The 12384-nt window shown below is 67.7% G+C and carries 16 protein-coding genes; 15 read left to right on the top strand and 1 reads right to left on the bottom strand.

The window, feature by feature from the left end; genetic code table 11:
- Positions 1-9 precede the first annotated feature (9 nt).
- From C6C15_RS07335 to C6C15_RS07400, 15 genes are all read left to right on the top strand, one after another.
- Positions 10-330, top strand: a complete 321-nt coding sequence (locus C6C15_RS07335) for an HK97 gp10 family phage protein (protein ID WP_105949702.1) — start codon at positions 10-12, stop codon at positions 328-330.
- Positions 323-742: a minor capsid protein gene (locus C6C15_RS07340; protein WP_234024231.1), complete on the top strand. Its 420-nt coding sequence runs from the start codon at positions 323-325 to the stop codon at positions 740-742. The genes C6C15_RS07335 and C6C15_RS07340 overlap by 8 nt, the downstream gene beginning before the upstream one ends.
- Entirely contained in the window at positions 739-1497 is a 759-nt protein-coding gene (locus tag C6C15_RS07345; protein WP_105949704.1) for a phage tail tube protein, read from the top strand. The genes C6C15_RS07340 and C6C15_RS07345 overlap by 4 nt, the downstream gene beginning before the upstream one ends.
- A gap of 3 nt (positions 1498-1500) precedes the next feature.
- Positions 1501-1902: a DUF7426 family protein gene (locus C6C15_RS07350; protein WP_105949705.1), complete on the top strand. Its 402-nt coding sequence runs from the start codon at positions 1501-1503 to the stop codon at positions 1900-1902.
- 110 nt (positions 1903-2012) lie between these two features.
- A complete protein-coding gene (locus tag C6C15_RS17055; RefSeq protein ID WP_158698528.1) occupies positions 2013-2237 on the top strand; it encodes a hypothetical protein in 225 nt (74 codons plus the stop codon).
- Positions 2215-5082 carry a phage tail tape measure protein gene (locus C6C15_RS07355; protein WP_105949706.1) on the top strand — a complete coding sequence of 956 codons (2868 nt, stop codon included), beginning with the start codon at positions 2215-2217 and terminating at the stop codon, positions 5080-5082. Before C6C15_RS17055 ends, C6C15_RS07355 begins: the two co-directional genes overlap by 23 nt.
- Before the next feature lie 3 nt (positions 5083-5085).
- Positions 5086-5913: a hypothetical protein gene (locus C6C15_RS07360; RefSeq protein ID WP_105949707.1), complete on the top strand. Its 828-nt coding sequence runs from the start codon at positions 5086-5088 to the stop codon at positions 5911-5913.
- Between the two features lie 14 nt (positions 5914-5927).
- The gene (locus tag C6C15_RS07365) at positions 5928-7118 is read left to right on the top strand and encodes a phage tail protein (RefSeq protein ID WP_105949708.1); all 1191 of its coding nucleotides are present in this window, start codon (positions 5928-5930) and stop codon (positions 7116-7118) included.
- Positions 7118-7882: a hypothetical protein gene (locus C6C15_RS07370; RefSeq protein ID WP_105949709.1), complete on the top strand. Its 765-nt coding sequence runs from the start codon at positions 7118-7120 to the stop codon at positions 7880-7882. The genes C6C15_RS07365 and C6C15_RS07370 overlap by 1 nt, the downstream gene beginning before the upstream one ends.
- On the top strand, positions 7879-8754 hold the full coding sequence (locus C6C15_RS07375) for a hypothetical protein (protein WP_105949710.1): 876 nt from the start codon (positions 7879-7881) through the stop codon (positions 8752-8754). The genes C6C15_RS07370 and C6C15_RS07375 overlap by 4 nt, the downstream gene beginning before the upstream one ends.
- A gap of 9 nt (positions 8755-8763) precedes the next feature.
- A complete protein-coding gene (locus C6C15_RS07380; RefSeq protein WP_105949711.1) occupies positions 8764-9342 on the top strand; it encodes a hypothetical protein in 579 nt (192 codons plus the stop codon).
- A 22-nt stretch (positions 9343-9364) separates the two neighbouring features.
- Positions 9365-10090 (top strand): hypothetical protein, encoded by a 726-nt coding sequence (locus C6C15_RS07385; protein ID WP_105949712.1) that lies wholly within the window; start codon positions 9365-9367, stop codon positions 10088-10090.
- A 75-nt stretch (positions 10091-10165) separates the two neighbouring features.
- Complete coding sequence (locus tag C6C15_RS07390; protein ID WP_060921002.1) at positions 10166-10531, top strand: hypothetical protein; 366 nt, start codon at positions 10166-10168, stop codon at positions 10529-10531.
- 2 nt (positions 10532-10533) lie between these two features.
- Complete coding sequence (locus tag C6C15_RS07395) at positions 10534-11130, top strand: hypothetical protein (protein ID WP_158698529.1); 597 nt, start codon at positions 10534-10536, stop codon at positions 11128-11130.
- A complete protein-coding gene (locus tag C6C15_RS07400) occupies positions 11127-11633 on the top strand; it encodes a holin (protein WP_105949713.1) in 507 nt (168 codons plus the stop codon). The genes C6C15_RS07395 and C6C15_RS07400 overlap by 4 nt, the downstream gene beginning before the upstream one ends.
- A 64-nt stretch (positions 11634-11697) precedes the next feature.
- Here the strand turns inward: C6C15_RS07400 and C6C15_RS17215 are convergent, their stop codons facing one another.
- Positions 11698-12351, bottom strand: a complete 654-nt coding sequence (locus C6C15_RS17215) for a hypothetical protein (protein WP_199787702.1) — start codon at positions 12349-12351, stop codon at positions 11698-11700.
- Positions 12352-12384 lie beyond the last annotated feature (33 nt).

Genomic DNA, 12384 nt, shown 5'->3' on the forward strand with positions numbered 1-12384 from the left:
GAGGTCGCCGTGGGCGAATACAAGCCGATCCTCTCCGCTCTGGAGAAGGCCGCCCAGGACGGTATGCGCAAGGGCGGGCGCGAGATGCTGAGACGCGCGCGCGAGCTCGCCCCGGAAGACGACGGAGACCTCCGGCGTTCCGGCAAGGTCGTCGTCGACGACATGAGCATGTCGGTCCGCTTCACCGCGCCTCACGCCGTGTTCCAGCACGAACATCTCGATTGGGAACACGACGGCGGCGGGGGAGCGAAGTTCCTCGAGATTGCGTCCGACGAGATCGACCTCTCCGAGTTCGTCGCCGCAGCGGTCGAGGAGGCCCTCGGTGGATGACGAGACCCTGACCCATCGCCTCGGCGAGATCCTCGGCCGAGTCCCCACCTTCGCCTGGCGACCCGGGGAGAACGACCCGGCTCCTACCCCGCGCGAGGTCGCCGTCATGTACGGCAAGCTCCGCGACGCGCCCGATCGTGGGATCGGGATTAGCGTCTACAACTCTCTCGACGAGCCCGACGTGCTCAAGCGTCGGGTGCAGTTCCACATTCGCGGAGAACGCCTCCAGCCGTTCGGTGCAGACCGCATCGCCGGAGTGGTGTTCGCCGTGCTGGAGGGCCGGCTCCGCGGGGGCGGCATCTCCAGCATCGTCCGTCAGTCGTTCACGCGACTTGGCGCGGACGCCAACGGCCGCGAACAGCGGACCGAGAACTACCTGATCACGCTCGACAACCTGGAGGCACTCCTATGAGCAATCGCGTTCCCCTCCCCGGCGGCACTGTCCTCGGGAAGTCCTACGAGTACGGCTGCGATGTCAATCTCGGCACGTACGCCAACCCGCTGTGGCAGGCCATCCGCCGCATGAGCGGCTGGCAGCCGTCGTACCCGCCCACCACGACCGACGTTGCGTCCTACGACGACCTCGGCTCGCCGAACGAGGACGTCACCGGCCGCGGCTTCGCGTCGTCCTTCACGGTCCAGGGCAACCGCAACGTTAACACCGGTCTCTACCTGCCCGAGCTCGAGGCGATCGTCGCCGCGTCGAAGGGCAAGCTGGAGGGCGCGGTGCTCGACGTCCGCTGGTACCACAAGCCCGAGAACGGCACCCCGAACCCGACCGACGCCGGCCGCTCGCTCGTGACCGTCGAGGTCACGCGCTCGAACACCGACAACTCGGGCATCGAGGTGAAGTCGGTGACGTTCACGGGCAAGGGCGAGTTCGAGCCGATCGTCAACCCGTTCCCGGGATGGGGCGTCACCGCCCCGACCATCCAGGCCGTGTCGCCGGAGGGCGCGGGCTCGGGAGAACTCGCCACGATCACCGGCACCGGCCTGCTCGGCGCCACGGGCATCACCGTGGGCGGCATCGCCGTCCCGGAGTTCGAGGTCATCTCGGGCGCCACGATCGTCGCGCTGCTCCCCGTCGACGAGGCCGGCGACGCACCCGTCGTCGTCACCACCCCGGGCGGCGTCTCGGATCCGTTCCCCTTCACGCGCGGAGCGTGACGCATGGGGACCGCCACTGACTTCACGTCATGGGCGGTGCCGGACCTGACCATCACGCTGGGCGGGCGCGACTTCGTCGTGCACCCGCCCAGCGTTGGTGACATGGGGAAGCTGCTCGCCTGCGCCGTTCGCGGCGAGGTGGGCCTCGGCATCGTCAACGGCCCGATCCCGCCCGAGATCCAGGACGTGCTCGACTCCATCAAGGACGAGCACCCGGCGCTCGGCGACGCCTATCAGGAGATGGTCGAAGCAGGGGTTCACCCCACGACCATCGATCGAGCGGCGTACTACTCGGTCTTCTACTGGACCCGCGGCAAGGAGTACGCCGACGGTCTCGCCGCTCTCCTGTGGGGTCGCGAGCCCATCGACGCCGAAGGAGCGGGTGAGCCCGCCCCAAAAGACTAGAGACGGCCGAGGACTGGGCGCCGTACGGCGTCGGCGAACCCGACGCCGACGGCTGGTATCCGGACTATCGGCCGGTTCCGGTGCACCTCCAGCCGGAGCCTCTCGCCCCCGTGCCGAAGGCGCCCGAGATCGACGGCTCCTGGCTCGCGATCGTGCTGCACTGGCGGCTCGTCGTCGCTGAGCTCATGGAGCGCGGCGTCGACCTCTACGACCCGGTCGTCCGCGCGCGCCCGTGGCCCGGTGTCCGAACGCTCATCTTCTCGCTGCTCGAATCCAACACCCGGCTGAGAGCAGCCCTGCGGAAGGATCCCGATGGCAAAGCTGACGGTCGCTGACCTCGAGGTCCTGTTCACGGCGAACACACTGCAGGTGGCGAAGGCCGACAAGCAGATCCTTGCCATCGGGAAGAAGATCGAGTCCAACCCGATCGAGATCAACGCCGATGCCAAGGGTGCACTCGGCAGCATGGACCGTGTCGAGCAGGCCGCGAAGAAGCTCGTCTCCGAGCGCGCCGTGGTCAAGCTCGACGCGGACATCTCGCGCGCCGAGAAGAACCTCGCGCGCGCCGTCGACCGCCTTGAGGATCTGCACATTCGGGCAGAGGGCGGCCTCGACGTGACAGCCGACGTGCGTCGCGCGGAGGCCTCGATCCAGCGCTTCGAGCGCCAGCTCGACGGCCTCCGCAGTGCGCGCAACGTCGTCGACGTGGAGCTCGACCCCGAGCCGGTCGAGTCCAACCTCAAGCGCTTCCTCAGCCTCTTCCGCAAGAAGACCGAAGAGGCCGGGGCCGAGGGCGGCCGCTCGCTGTCCCAGAACCTTGACGCTGCGACCCGCGGCGCCGGCCAGAAGGTCGGAGAGGTCGTCGGTGGCGACATCGAGTCCACCCTGATCGACGCCCTCGCGGCCATCCCGATCGCCGGCGGAATCGTCCTTGCCGGCGTCGCGATCGGCAAGGGCATCACCAGCGCCATCCAGGACGGCCTCGCAGTCGAGAAGAACACCGACCGGCTGCAGGGCCTCACCGGTATCAGCGAAGCCGATGCACTCCGTCTCGGACGCGCATCCGGCGAGGCCTACGCCAACAACTTCGGTGAGTCGATCGAGTCCAACATGGACGCCGCACGCCTCGCCCTGCAGTTTCGGATCCTCGACCCCTCGGCGACGACCCGCGATGCGCAGCTCGTCATCCAGGGGCTCGCCGGCATCTCCGACGTCCTCGGCGAGGACGTGCGCCCGATCGCACAGGCTGTCGCGCAGCTGCTCAGCAACGGCCTCGCCAAGACCGCGCAGCAGGCCTATGACCTCATCGCGGCCGGTGCCCGAAACGGCATAAACCGGAACGAGGACCTGCTCGACACCCTCACCGAATACCCATCGCTGTTCAAGCGCCTCGGGCTCTCAGGCGAGGAAGCACTTGGTCTCGTCAACCAGGGCATGCGGGCTGGAGCGCGCAACAGCGATCTCGCCGCGGACGCGCTCAAGGAGTTCCAGATCCGCGCTACTGATGCGTCGGTGCAGTCGGCTGAGGGCTTCCGTAAGCTCGGCCTCGACGCCGAGGACATGACCGCGCGGATCGCGCGGGGCGGACAGGAAGCCCGAGACGGGCTCGCCGAGGTGCTGACCAAACTGCGCGAGACCGAGGACCCTGTCGTCCGTAACGCGGCCGCCGTCGCTCTGTTCGGCACGCAGGCCGAGGACCTCGGCGACGCACTGTTCGCGATGGACCTGACCACGGCCGTTGCGCAGCTCGATGGGGTCACCGGTTCTGCGCAGCGCATGTTCGACACGCTCTCCAGCAACGACGCGTCCAAGATCGACCAGGCGCAGCGGAACATCGAGGTCGCTGCCGAGGGCATCAAGGGCGCCCTGGCATCGGTGTTCGCGGAGCCGCTCGGCGACTTCGCTGATTGGGTGTCGCAGAACCGCGGTCCGATCCTGCAGTTCTTCCAGGACCTGATCAACGGTGCGATCGACTTCGGGATCTCCGCTACTGAGTCGTTCGGCTCGTTCGTGTCGGGGCCGCTTGCTGAGATGGTCGACGGCCTCGCTGGGCTGATCGACTTCTTCAACGGGGGAGAGGAGCGGCCGAAGGAGCTCGACGATCTCGCGGAGAGCATGCGCGGCTTCGAGTCCACCACGGACGATGCCGTGACCAGGCTCGAGGAAATGCGCGGGCAGTTCAACGACTTCACCGATCCACTCGTGGCGCTCGGCTATGTCAACGACGCCGCGCTGCGGACAGCTGATGCCGTCTCGAAGGTGGGCTACGCCGCCGCCGATGGCTCGTCCCTGCTGGCCAACTTCACCGTGGCGCAGGATGGATCCGTCCGCGCGAGCGGTGAGCTCAAGTCGCAGCTCGACGCCGCGGCGGAAGCGCTGCGCGCTGAGTACGACGCGGCGATCGCCGCGGGGGAGTCCCAAGGGAATCTGCAGGGCCGCTACACGGCGACCCGCGACGCTCTCATGGGGCAACTCACCGCGATGGGGCTCACGACCGAGCAGGCGCAGGCGCTCATCGACACCGTGTTGCAGACGCCCGAGGAAGCGTCGACGAAGTTCAGTTCGAACGCCGACTCGGAGCGTGGCAAGGTCGAGCGTCTCGGCGGGAAGATCATCACGCTTCCCGACGGGAGCTCCGTGATCTACGCGAACACGAAGCCGGCGTACGACTCGCTGAACTACTTCATCCGGGACGCGAGCAATCGGGTCATCCGGGTGAAGGTCGCGGCCGACGGCACGTCGATCCGGATGGGGTCGATCACCGCTTCCGCGCAACACGACGGCGCCATCGTCGAGATGATGGCGGCTGGCGGGCTCCGGGGTACCGGGCTGACGCCGATGCAGCCGCTCGCGCAGATGGTCCCGGCGAACACCTGGCGGATCGTCGGTGATCGTGCGGACGTGCCCGAGGCGTACATCCCGCTCGACGGTTCGCCGCGGTCGGTCGCGCTTCTTATGGAGACGATCCGGCAGATGCCGAACTTCTCAGCGATGGCGGCGGGGGCTGTTGACGCGGCCCCAGGCGGGCGGACGTCGGCCGGGACAGATCGTCTCGTCGGCCTCGAGGTCACCGGTCGACTGGCCGTGGACACGTCGGGCTTCGCGCGGCTCATCGACGCTCGAGTCGTGGCAGCCAGTCGAGATCGTAGGCGCGCGCTGGAGAACGGACGGAGGAGGTAGGTCATGGTCACCACGTCTGAGCCGCAGCTGTCCGTCGACGTCGCGGGCAATCCGTACGTGGAGGTCTTCTTCGACCCGAGCGGGCTGGAACCGGATGCGGCCTACATCCGTGTGGTGCGCTACTCGGAGAGGCGGGAGTGGCCAGTCCGGGGCGGCGTGAACATCGCGCCGGGCGTGGCCGCTCTCGACTTCGAAGCGCCGTTCAACGTCGAAGCGACGTACCGGGCTCAAATGTTCACGGCTACCGGCGCATCGATCGGCTGGACAGAGGCGTCGACGACAGTGCTCGAGTACGCCGGAACGATCGTGCACCAGCCACTCGACCCCACATCGTGGGTCGCCGTCGACGTCATGCCGGGTAGCGTCAGCCCGCTCACGCGCCCCGAGGAGGGGACTCTCGTCCAGACCGAGGGTCGCGATGTCGGCGTGTGGATCGGGTCCGGACGTCGGGGACTCCGCGGCGTGGGAGTCTCCCTGCAGACGAGGAGCATCGCTGAGGCTGACGCGTTCCGGGACCTGCAGGGAAGCTATGCGGTCCGGCAGATCGGAACGGTGTGCATTCGTACCTCGTCGACCATCCGGTGGCCTCGGACATTCTTCGCCCGAGGCGACTTCGCGGAGAACGATCGCACCATCCGATTCGGCGGGACCAAGGTCACATTCGACGCGCGCGTCGACGAAGTCGAGCCGCCGTTCCCAGGGCTCGCGGTACCGCTGCTTACGTACGGCGATCTGGATGCGGCATACGCAACGTACGCCGAGCGCGACGCTGCCTACCCGACGTACACGGACATGGATCGCGACTACTCCCTGGCGGGGCTGGCCGACTGACTTCGGGAGGTGTGATGCGCTTCGGATCCGAGGTTCTTCGCGGTCTGCTCACGAGCTCGTTCGACCACTACTGGGAGGCGGACCTGTACTACGACGGCGAGCGCCGACAGGAGCGCGTGCCGCTGACCGATGTGCGGCCGTCAGAGGACGCAGGCGCAGAGATCCAGCAGTCCATGACGTGCGCGGTCGTGTGGACGGACGACTTCGGTCGTTCCGTCCTTCCGACTGCAATGGAGGATCCGTTCGCTCCGTTCGGCGCCCAACTGCAGGTGTTCTCCGTCGTCCACTCCGGCCCGTTCGTGGAGCGGGTCCCGTACGGCTGGTTCCTCATCACCGATGTCCCGTCCGCACGCGACGAGCAGATGCGCTTCCGCGGTGACTGGATCACGGTGGGCTCCACAGTCGAACTCGAACTCAAGGAGCTGACCGCGGCGATCGGCGAGGAGACGTTCGACGTGCCCACAGCCCCGGCGTCGCTGGTCTCCGCATGGGACGAGGTCGGCCGGATCTCAGGCATGCCGATCGAGCGGGCCGTCCCAGACGCGGCGATCACCCGCTCGGTGATGTACGAGGACGAGAAGATCAAGGCGCTGTACGAGCTGATGGACGTGATCCTGTCTGCGGTCCCGCACATGACCGCCGACGGTGCTCTGTCAGCACGCCCGAAGGCGTGGCCCGACCCGGTCGACCGCATCACTCGCGAGGTGCTCGTCGACATCGGGTCGATGATGTCAGCAGGGAAGGTCTACAACCGGGTCGTGGTCCGCGCGAACGGTGCCGATCAGGCGGCCGTCCTCGCGGTCGCCGAGATCACCACGGGTCCACTGCGGGTCCGGAACCCGGCCGGGGGCCGTTCACCGTTCGGCGCCCGCACCCACTATCTGTCGAGTGAGCTCGTGACCACCCGCGCGCAGGCGCAGAAGTGGGCGAACGAGACCCTCGCGCAGGTCTCCACGCTCCGCACACGGGTGGTTCCGGTGGTCGAGCTGTTCAACCCGCTGCGGGAGCGCGGCGACGTCGTGCTCATCGAGCGTCCCACCCACTGGCTGATCGGCCGGGTCGTGACGATCAACCGAGGTCAGGCGACGCAGTCGCTCACCGTCGAGATCGGTGGCACTACAACGGTGGCCGATCCGGAACCACTGCTACTTCCTGGTGACTCGACGTTCCCGGGCGATGGGGTCTTCCCCGGAGGAGATATCTGATGCCGTTCACCCCTCGCGTCTACCAGGACAAGCCGGCCCGCACGACACCGGTCCGCGCCGAAGATCTCGCGCACTTCCAGTCGCAGTATGCCGCGGTGATGACCGACCTGGGCAACCTGGGGATGGTCATCGGCGACCCGGGACGACGCATGCGGATGATCGGATGCTCGATCCGGAACACCGGCTCCGGCTTCCAGTACATCGAAGACGCTCAGCACCAGCGGGTTGGCTTCGACACCATAAGCCAAGACGACTCGGGGGTGACGCTCGGGCTGTCATTCGACGCCACTCGCGTCGTCGGGCTCGTCGTCGGACAGGACGAGACGTACGCGCAGCGCGCGATTCACCCCGGCGCTTCCGTAGGGACCGACGAGATCCTGATCCGGTTCGGCGACGACTCGGGCTTCTACGACTACGTCCAGTGGGACGGCAGCAACTGGGTGTCGCTCACCGGGTTCGTAATCGCAGGGGCGATGAACGCGACCACCGGGCTCATCACGTTCACCCACAAGGAGGCCGCCACCGACTACGGCGGGAGCATCGAGATCCGGTCCGCGAACCTCCGGCTCTCGGCGGAGGGCCGGTCGAAGACCTCGATCGGGGCCCTCGTCTACCCGTACAACTCGGCCACTTCCGCCAAGGCCCCGACCACGGACATGAAGTTCTGGATCACGCGCCCCGGCTCCCGCCCGGTCAAGCCGTCCGAGCTCACCGCCGCCTCCGGGAACTTCTGGGTGGTGGGCTTCCAGGAGGTGCCGGAGTGAGCACCGAAACCGAGACGATCCTCGACCTGATCGGTCAGAAGTCGAGGGTGCAGATCGTCGCCGGATTTTTCCGCGGCATCGACGGGCTGCGCGCAACGGTCGACTTCAGCGACGGGCGGGTGCCGGCGAACTTCACCAGCTCCTACATGCCCGAGCTGAACGAACCGGTGTGGGTGCTCGTCGCCGACGGCGTCGCCTACATGCTCGGCCCGACACGACCGAAGCCGACGAACGGCGTGATCGCCACGATCACCGGCGGCGTCGCCAGCGTGCAGACCGACCTCGGGCGCGTTGACGCGACCTTCGACCTCGGACGCACCTACAGCTCCGGTGACGCGGTAAAGCTCCTCTGGGGCGACGGATGCTGGATCCTCGGCGTGCGCTCCGACGTCAAGCCGGACCCCGAGGTCCCGCCAGCACCGGGCGGCGGCGGTGGTCGGCGGACCGTCACGTTCACCGCGATCGACTCGGGCGCGTACGAGAACAGCTGGTGGCAGAACGACGTGTGGTGCTCGGTCCGGAACATCGGGGCGTGGTTCTACGGCACGAAGATCCGCGACACGATCCCCGACAACGCGTCGATCATCAGCGCTTCCATCTACCTGCCGCAGACGAAGAACCTCGGCGCCGCGCCGTTGGGCCGCCATGGCTTCGCGACCAAGCCAGTCGGGCCGGTCACGTTCGCTGCAGTCAGCGAGCTCCCCGAAGTCAGCGGTCGGCGCACGGGCTGGCGGAGCATCCCCGTCGGACTCATCGAACACCTCAAATCCAACACCGGGGGCCTCGGCTTCGCGGGTGGCGGCTACTCGATCTGGGCCGGCACGCAGAAGGACGCTCAGTCCGGAGCCGTGCGGGTCACCTACACCACCTAGGAGAACCACATGGGCTACTCACCGACCGGCGGTCCGAAGGGCCTGGGCACCTTCAACGACACGCCCCAAACGGCCGCGGACTTGAACAAGCTGCGCGACCTCCTCGCGCTCATGGGCAACTACCGCGGTGGGATGACGGAGGCTGAGCGCGATGCCATCACCGGCCCCTCCCGATTCGACGGGCTCGCGGTGTTCAACCAGAACACCGCCGAGATCAACGTGTGGAGCGAGGACGCGTTCGATTGGCTGTCACCGACGACCGAGACGGTCTTCGGTCCTGAGTCGATGGGACCGGGCTGGACCGAGTCGCCGACCTACCCGATCCTGCTCCGTCTCGTCGGGAACCGCGTTCACGCCGAAGGCGCAGCAGTGGTCGGCACGGGCGCCGCATTCACCCACATCTTCACCGCTCCCGTGCTCACCCGCCCCACCGCTCTTCGGTGGATCGGGGCAACCGTGGGGCAGGGCGCCGCGGTCACAGGGATGTTGGACATCACCACGGCCGGGCAGGTCCGGCTGCCGTATCGCACAGGTTCGCTCGCTGCGGGGCAGACCCTGCCGATCGTGGGCTCGTTCGCGCTCTCCTAAGCGCGGGAAAGGGGGGAAACTGATGGGCGGTCTCGTCATCGAAACTGTCCGCCCCGGGGTGCAGTTCATCCCCGATGCGGCGGCCGCGTTCCGTCGCGCCGATGCGCAGGTGCTCGCCGAGCTCGGGCGGCACATCGACGTCAACTCGACGTACCGATCGTGGTCCGACCAGATGCTCATGTTTGTCAACTGGGGCCGGTACGTCTCCTCGGGCTACAAGGCTGCGCTGTACCCGGGGCATTCGAAGGCTGTGCACCCGTCCGAGTCGTTCCACGTCGCCGGTACCGCGCTCGACTCCGACGACTGGGTGAATGCCCGCATCGTCGAGATCCTCGCCGAGAACGGCTTCATCCGGAACCGGCTCTACGTTCCGAACGAGAACCACCACTTTGAGTACATCCGTGCTCGCGACACGAACTACGGCAAGCCCGCCACTACCGGCGCCGCTGCGACACCGATCATCCCCGCCGGGGAGGAAGACGAGGACGACATGTACGTCAAGAACGTGATGCACCACAAGATCAACTCGGACAAGCGCATGGAGGTGAAGGTCAGCAACCCGGGATCTGGTTTCGAGCTGAACTTCATCACCGGCTCGAAGGACACCCTCCAGGCGTTCGCCGACCAGTACGAGACCGGCAACTCGATGAAGGTTTCCGCGTCCATGTTCCGAGTCATCGGCGAGGCCTGCGCGGCGGTGCGCCCGCAGGGCCAGATCGCCGTCAGCCTCGGCGACGCGGACGCCTGATGACCGAGCCGGAACCGACCGGCTGCAACGTCGAGCGGGCGATGCGTGAACTCGGAGCCGGAGGAGGTGGCGTCCATGGGTGAGGAGCTTCCTCCATCCCTGTTCAACATCCTGCGAGGCGATCTTCGTGACACCCGGTCGGAGATCAACGGGCGTCTCGATGGCCTGGCTCGGGACATGGTCACGTCGGCGATGTTGGCCCAGGTCCAGGCGAACCAGAAGGAGCGCGACGACCGGCAGGATGCGCGAATCCGCGGCCTTGAAGAGGCGGACGCCGAGCGCGAGAAGGAAGCGCGGCGCATCGCTGAGGAGCAGCGCAAGACGCGCGCGCAGCAGTTCTTCTCCATCGGCCTCGCCGCGTTCAGCGCCGTACTCGCACTCATCGGCGGCATCGTCGTCTGGACCGTGACGGCCGGGCTGCAGCAGATCGCAGGAGGTTGAGCATGTTCTCGACGAAGATGTGGACCGTCGGCTACAAGGTCATGGGCGCGCTGATCGTCGTGCTCGTGCTCGGCGCGATCGTCCTGGTCTCCCTGAACAACGCGCAGCTCCGTGCGGAGAACCAGGACATGTACGCCGACCTGCAGGCGTCGCAGTCGAACGCGCAGAGCCTGTACGAGCAGCTACTCGCCGAAGGCGTCGAACCGGAGGGAGAGGCGCCCGCAGAGGTCGCCCCGGGGCCAGCAGGCGATCCTGGCCCCCGGGGAACTCCGGGGCCGACGGGACCCCGCGGGAGCGACGGCGAGGACGGTGAGGACGGCATCTCCGGTCCTGCAGGCGCTCCCGGTGCCGCCGGCGAAGCAGGAGAGCCGGGCGCCTCCGGGCCGCCGGGTGCGGCTGGGCCAGCGGGTCCGAAGGGTGACCCCGGCCCGCCCGGCACCCAAGGTCCCGCCGGACCCACTGGCGCCCCTGGGCCAGCCTGTCCCGCGGGGAGCGAACCGGATACCCGCTGGGTCAAAACGGCCGACACCCAGCTCGGCCCGTTCATTCCGACGCAGGCGACCGTCTGCATACCGACTGCCGTAGGAGGCACCCCATGAGCAAGCTCACCGACCCCGCCTGGTGGAACGCCGCGCTGCTGCGCGCCGTCTACACCGCCATCGCCATCGCGATCCCGTACATCGCCGCCGTGCAGTTCGCAGACGTCCCGTGGCTCATGGCCGCATCGGCCGCCACGGTCGGCGCGATCCTGTCCTTCGCGACGTCGCTGTTCGGGCTGCCCGAGTCCGAGGGCGTGGACTTGCCCTGGTGGCTCGCCGCGCTCGAGCGGGTCGCGAAGACCTTCGGCCAGTCCCTCGCCGCCGGACTCACCGGAGCTGTCCTTCTCTCCGACGTCGACTGGTGGGTCGTACTGCAGGCCGCTCTCGGCGCCGCGTTCATCTCGCTGTTGCGCCTGATCCTCGCGACCCTTCCCGCGGACCCGACCCCCGCGGCGGCGGTCACGCTCGCGCAGACCGAGAACGGCACCTGGGCAGACGCTCGGAAGGAAGATCCGGGCCTCGGCTCCCTCGCGCGAGACCCCCAGAGCCGCACCTTCCCCTGAGCGCTGCGCCGCGCAGAAGAGACCCCCACCTAGCCTTCGGGCCAGGTGGGGGTCTCTTCTGCGTTCACTGCGCGGGTTCGGGCGGGGTGAGCACGTTGAACGAACCGGAGTACCAGACGTTCGCGCCCTTCTTGCTCAGCAGTGACGGGTTGACCCGCTTCTTGCTGTTGCCCATGAAGAAGAAGACGTCAGCGTAGGTGAGGCCGACGGAGGCCCCGACGCGGACGTCGGCGGATGCGAACTCGTCGTCGACGGTGACGCTGAAGTCGCGGACCTCGGCCGCCCCGAACTCGTAGAAGATGCGTACCCGGTCTTTGAGGACGAGGACGTGGGAGGTGCCGTACGGGGTGTGCGCCCGGTCATCGACGAGAGCCCACTGGTAGCGGTTCGCCCACCGGATCGTCCCACCGATCTCCTGCACCTGCAGCTCGGGGTCCGGCGTCGGCGTCGGCTCGGGCTCCGGTTCCGGATCCGGTTCAGTCGGCGGCGTCTCTGGGTCCGGCACAGGCTCCGGGAGAGGTTCCGTCTCATCGGCGGAGACACGAAGGTCGTGGGTCTTGTTCGTGGTGGTGGCAGTCGGTTCGTCGGTGGGCGCGACGGCAGAGGTAGGCGAGGGCTCCGGTGAAGGGAGCGTCTGACCGAAGATCAACGCAGTGACGATACTTGCCGTGGTTGCGCCGATTACCGCTGCCGTTGTCGCCGAGCGGATCGGCTTCATCGGTCTACTTTCTTGCTGGCTTGGGCTACAGGA

The organism is Microbacterium sp. str. 'China', from assembly GCF_002993305.1.
Classification (GTDB): Bacteria; Actinomycetota; Actinomycetes; order Actinomycetales; family Microbacteriaceae; genus Microbacterium; species Microbacterium paraoxydans.

Excerpts from the sequence above, each read along its gene's own strand:
- C6C15_RS07345 (WP_105949704.1), top strand. The coding sequence starts at position 739 with ATGAGCAATCGCGTTCCCCTCCCCGGCGGCACTGTCCTCGGGAAGTCC.
- C6C15_RS07350 (WP_105949705.1), top strand. The coding sequence starts at position 1,501 with ATGGGGACCGCCACTGACTTCACGTCATGGGCGGTGCCGGACCTGACC.
- C6C15_RS07355 (WP_105949706.1), top strand. The coding sequence starts at position 2,215 with ATGGCAAAGCTGACGGTCGCTGACCTCGAGGTCCTGTTCACGGCGAAC.
- C6C15_RS07360 (WP_105949707.1), top strand. The coding sequence starts at position 5,086 with ATGGTCACCACGTCTGAGCCGCAGCTGTCCGTCGACGTCGCGGGCAAT.
- C6C15_RS07365 (WP_105949708.1), top strand. The coding sequence starts at position 5,928 with ATGCGCTTCGGATCCGAGGTTCTTCGCGGTCTGCTCACGAGCTCGTTC.
- C6C15_RS07370 (WP_105949709.1), top strand. The coding sequence starts at position 7,118 with ATGCCGTTCACCCCTCGCGTCTACCAGGACAAGCCGGCCCGCACGACA.
- C6C15_RS07380 (WP_105949711.1), top strand. The coding sequence starts at position 8,764 with ATGGGCTACTCACCGACCGGCGGTCCGAAGGGCCTGGGCACCTTCAAC.
- C6C15_RS07385 (WP_105949712.1), top strand. The coding sequence starts at position 9,365 with ATGGGCGGTCTCGTCATCGAAACTGTCCGCCCCGGGGTGCAGTTCATC.
- C6C15_RS07390 (WP_060921002.1), top strand. The coding sequence starts at position 10,166 with ATGGGTGAGGAGCTTCCTCCATCCCTGTTCAACATCCTGCGAGGCGAT.
- C6C15_RS07395 (WP_158698529.1), top strand. The coding sequence starts at position 10,534 with ATGTTCTCGACGAAGATGTGGACCGTCGGCTACAAGGTCATGGGCGCG.
- C6C15_RS07400 (WP_105949713.1), top strand. The coding sequence starts at position 11,127 with ATGAGCAAGCTCACCGACCCCGCCTGGTGGAACGCCGCGCTGCTGCGC.
- C6C15_RS17215 (WP_199787702.1), bottom strand. The coding sequence starts at position 12,351 with ATGAAGCCGATCCGCTCGGCGACAACGGCAGCGGTAATCGGCGCAACC.